Source organism: Allobosea sp. CER48 (assembly GCF_044752385.1).
In the GTDB taxonomy this organism is placed as follows: Bacteria; Pseudomonadota; Alphaproteobacteria; order Rhizobiales; family Beijerinckiaceae; genus Allobosea.
In genome coordinates this window covers 1-3,682 of the sequence record NZ_JBIWYK010000328.1, presented here as the reverse complement: position 1 = coordinate 3,682, position 3,682 = coordinate 1, and the positions used below count along the sequence as shown (strand labels likewise).

At 67.2% G+C, this 3,682-nt stretch carries 3 protein-coding genes; 2 read left to right on the top strand and 1 reads right to left on the bottom strand.

Translation table 11 applies throughout. From position 1 onward, the window contains the following. A partial coding sequence (locus ACIPIA_RS12170) for a GumC family protein (protein ID WP_400509840.1) occupies window positions 1–2,029 on the bottom strand: 2,029 nt, incomplete at its 3' end. Between the two features lie 180 nt (window positions 2,030–2,209). Between ACIPIA_RS12170 and ACIPIA_RS12165 the strand changes: the two genes are divergently transcribed. Together ACIPIA_RS12165 and ACIPIA_RS12160 are read left to right on the top strand one after the other, a co-directional pair. After that, window positions 2,210–2,770 (top strand): polysaccharide biosynthesis/export family protein, encoded by a 561-nt coding sequence (locus ACIPIA_RS12165; RefSeq protein WP_400509838.1) that lies wholly within the window; start codon window positions 2,210–2,212, stop codon window positions 2,768–2,770. Between the two features lie 19 nt (window positions 2,771–2,789). Then, window positions 2,790–3,682: glycosyltransferase (locus ACIPIA_RS12160; protein ID WP_400509835.1), on the top strand; the 893-nt coding region annotated here is incomplete at its 3' end.

The following is a 3,682-nucleotide window of genomic DNA, read 5'->3' as shown; positions in this document are numbered from 1 at the left end:
CCCGCCCGCTCATCACGAGCCCGCCCTGGATCCGGCGGGCAATCGGCGCCAGCATCGCGCCGTCATCGCTCGATGCCGCCGCGACCAGCACCCAATCATAGGTCTCGCAAAGGGCATCGAGCGCGACGTCGACGAGATCGGGCGCCTCCAGGACAGCCACGCGGCCGGCACGGCCCGGGCCGATATGGTGCAGCCGTGATCCCGGCGCGCGCATGATGATGTCGGAGAACAGTACCTCCCCGGCGAGCAGCTCGGAAAAGCCGGGCTCATCATGTTCGTCATCGGCGGTGAGATCGACGAGGACGCAGCGGCAGCGCTGTGCCAGCAGCGTCGCAAGGTCATGGGCGTTCGTCGCGCCCTCGCCGCCCCCGTCGAGCACGAGCGCCATCGGCGCCAGGCCACGGCGGGGCTCCTGCGTCCGCTCGGCGATTTCGGCCAGCGTCCGCTCAGGCTGCTCGAGATCCAGCCTCACTTGGCCGAGGCGTCCGGCGTGGGTCAGCAAGCCGGCCACGCGCTCGCGGCGCGGCTCCTCCGGCGTCGGAGCCGCCTCCGCTCCCTCGTCCTCGTTCGCCCCGACCGGCACCCAACGCGGCCCGCGCGGCCCCTCCGGCAGCGAGCGAGCACGGCCGTCTAGCAGCTCGCGCGTCACCACGACCGCGAGCGCGACCAGGAAAGTCGCCAGCGTCGTCAGCACGATGACGGGAATCTTCTTCGGGAAGGAAGGCTCGGTCGGCTCCGCCGCGCGGGAGATGATGCGTGCGTCGGCCGGAGTCGCGTTCAGCGTGTCGCGGGCCGCGGCCTCGCGATAGCGCTGCATGTATTGCTCGAGCTGATCGCGCAATGTGCGCGCTTCCCGCTCCAGCGCGCGCAGTTGAACCTCGCTGTCATTCGCGGTCGAGACATTCTTCTTCTGGCCGTCGAGCGCCGCCTGGAAGCTGTCCACGCGCTGCCCGGCGATCTTCGCCTCGTTCTCCAGCATCCGGACCGCGCGCTCGGCTGCGGCACGCAGTTGGCCTTCGAGATCGAGGAGCTGGGCATTGAGCTCCTTGATGCGAGGATGCTGCGGCAGGAGGCTGCGCGACTCCGCTGCGATCTGGGCGCGCAGGTTGACCCGCTGCTCGATCAGCCGGCGGACGAGATCGTTGTTGGCGACATCGGGAATCTCGAAGGTCCGGCCCTGCTTGATCGCGTCGCGGATCAGCCCCGCCTTGGCCTGCGCTTCCGTCTGCTGGCTGCGGGCAGCCGAGAGCTGGGTCGACAGGTCGGTCAGCTGCTGCGACGTGATCGTCGTATTGTTGGAACCGACGAAGAGACCGTTCTTGGAACGGAAATCCTCGACCTTCGCCTCGGCCTCGGCGACGCGCTTGCGCAGCGGCTCGATCGTGGTCGACAGCCAGTTCGACGCGCTTCGGGCATTTTCCTGCTTCGCAGCTTCCTGAAACTCCAGATACGTCTCGGCGATGGTATTGGCCGCGCGGGCCGCGAGCGCCGGATCGCGCGAGGTGAACTCGATCGCCACGATGCGCGACCGGCCGACGGGGAAGACCAGGAGCCGGTCGAAATATTTCTCCAGGACGCGCTCCTCCGGGGAACGGTCGGCCGGATGCGCGCCAAGGCCGATCATCACCGCAAGCTTGCGTACCGCGCTGAGCGCGCCGACCCCGGAGTCGAATTCCGGATTGCCGACGAGGCCGATGCGCTTGATCGCCTCGCGCGCCAGATCACGCGACATGATGATCTGAACCTGGCTCTGCACGGCCTCGGCGTCGAACTGTCCTGCGGAATCCGGCTGAGGCTGCCCGGGGGTCGCAAAGAAGGATCCACGGCTTTCCAGCAGCAGCCGCGCCTCGCCGGTATAGCGGGGCGCCACGGCATTGACCGTGAGGAACGAAAGCACGAGAGCCGCCAGCGTCGGGCCTACGATCCAGAACCTGCGGCGCTTGATCGCGCTCCACAACGCCGAGAGGTCGAGCATGTCGCCCCGGCCCTCGCCGGCGCTGCGCGCCTCATTACCAGCCTGAGCGGTCATGACCTACCTCTGGACGCAAAACTCACGCGCCCCAAGGCAGAGACGCGACCTCATTGAAACCTCGGTAAGGTTATCGCGGAGTTAAAGTGGCATGGCCCGCGGTTACCGAAGCCACACGGGAAGCCTTTGTTAACCATATCGAGCCTAAAGCTCGGCCGGGATTTCTATGGATAGCCAGTGATGAGTCGACGCTTCGCCACTCTCGCTTTGGCCGCCGCTTTGCTGACGGGCGCATGCGCCCCTCAGTACCCAGCGTCGGACTATGCGCTTGCCGAGCCGACCGGGCCTTACAGGCTGGCCAGCGGCGACCGGCTGCGCATCATCGTGTTCGGCCAGGACAACCTCTCGAACATCTACGCCGTCGACGGGTCCGGCCGGATCTCGATGCCGCTGATCAACACCATCGAAGCCCAGGGCCGCACGACGCAGCAACTGGCTCAGGCAATCGAGGCCAAGCTGCGCGGCGGTTATCTGCGCGAGCCGAAGGTCTCGGTCGAGGTCGATACCTACAGGCCCTTCTTCGTGCTCGGCGAGGTCACCAACTCCGGCCAGTTCCCGTTCGTGAACGGCATGACCGTCCAGACTGCGGTCGCGATCGCGGGGGGCTTCACGCCCCGCGGCCAGCGCTCTTCCGCCGAGGTCACGCGCCAGATCGATGGCCAGACGGTCACCGCAACGGTACCGATCACCTACCCCGTGCAACCCGGAGACACCATCGTCATCAAGGAGCGCTGGTTCTGAGCCGGTGCCCCATCCTGCCATGACGGACACTTCCGGCGAGCGCCCGCTGCGCATCCTGCATGTCTTCCGCGCCCCTCTGGGCGGGTTGTTCCGGCACGTACTCGACGTGGCGCGCGGCCAGATCGAGCGCGGGCACGCCGTCGGCATCTTCTGCGATTCCAGCACCGGCGGCACGCGGGCCGACACCGCCTTTCAAGAGCTTTCGAGCCAGCTGGAACTCGGCGTCACGCGCGTTCCGATGTCCCGCTACCCGAACCTGACCGACGCCAGGGCACAGCTGTCCGCCCTCTCGCTGTTGCGTCGCCTCTCTCCCGATGTCGTGCACTGTCATGGCTCGAAAGGCGGCGTCTACGGCCGGACCCCTGCCCTCTTTTCACCGGCCCGAAGCTACGTCACCGCCTATACGCCGCATGGTGGCAGCTTCAACTACAAGCCGGGCACGCTGGAGCATAAGGTCTACATGTCGGTCGAGCGCCTGCTCGAGCGCGCGACGGACATGTTCCTGTTCGAGAGCGCCTTCATCGCGGGGCGCTTCGAGGCCTATATCGGGCGCCCACCGCGGAGCGCCTATCGCATCGTCCTGAACGGCGTGTCCGAGGCCGAGTTCGAGCCGATCGACCACACCGATGCCCGGTTCGACCTGCTCTATCTCGGCGAACTGCGCTGGGCGAAGGGAGTCGACACGCTGATCGACGCGCTCTCGCTGCTGCGCCGCGGCGGAGGCCCGAACCCACCCATCCTCATCGTCGGATCGGGCCCGGATGAAGCGGAGCTCCGACAATTGGTGCGGGAGCGTGGCATCGCCGACCAATGCACGTTCGAGCCCCCTGGCCCGATCCGCAAGGCGTTGGCGCAGGCACGCGTGATGGTGGTGCCTTCACGCGCGGAATCGCTGCCCTATGTCGTGCTCGA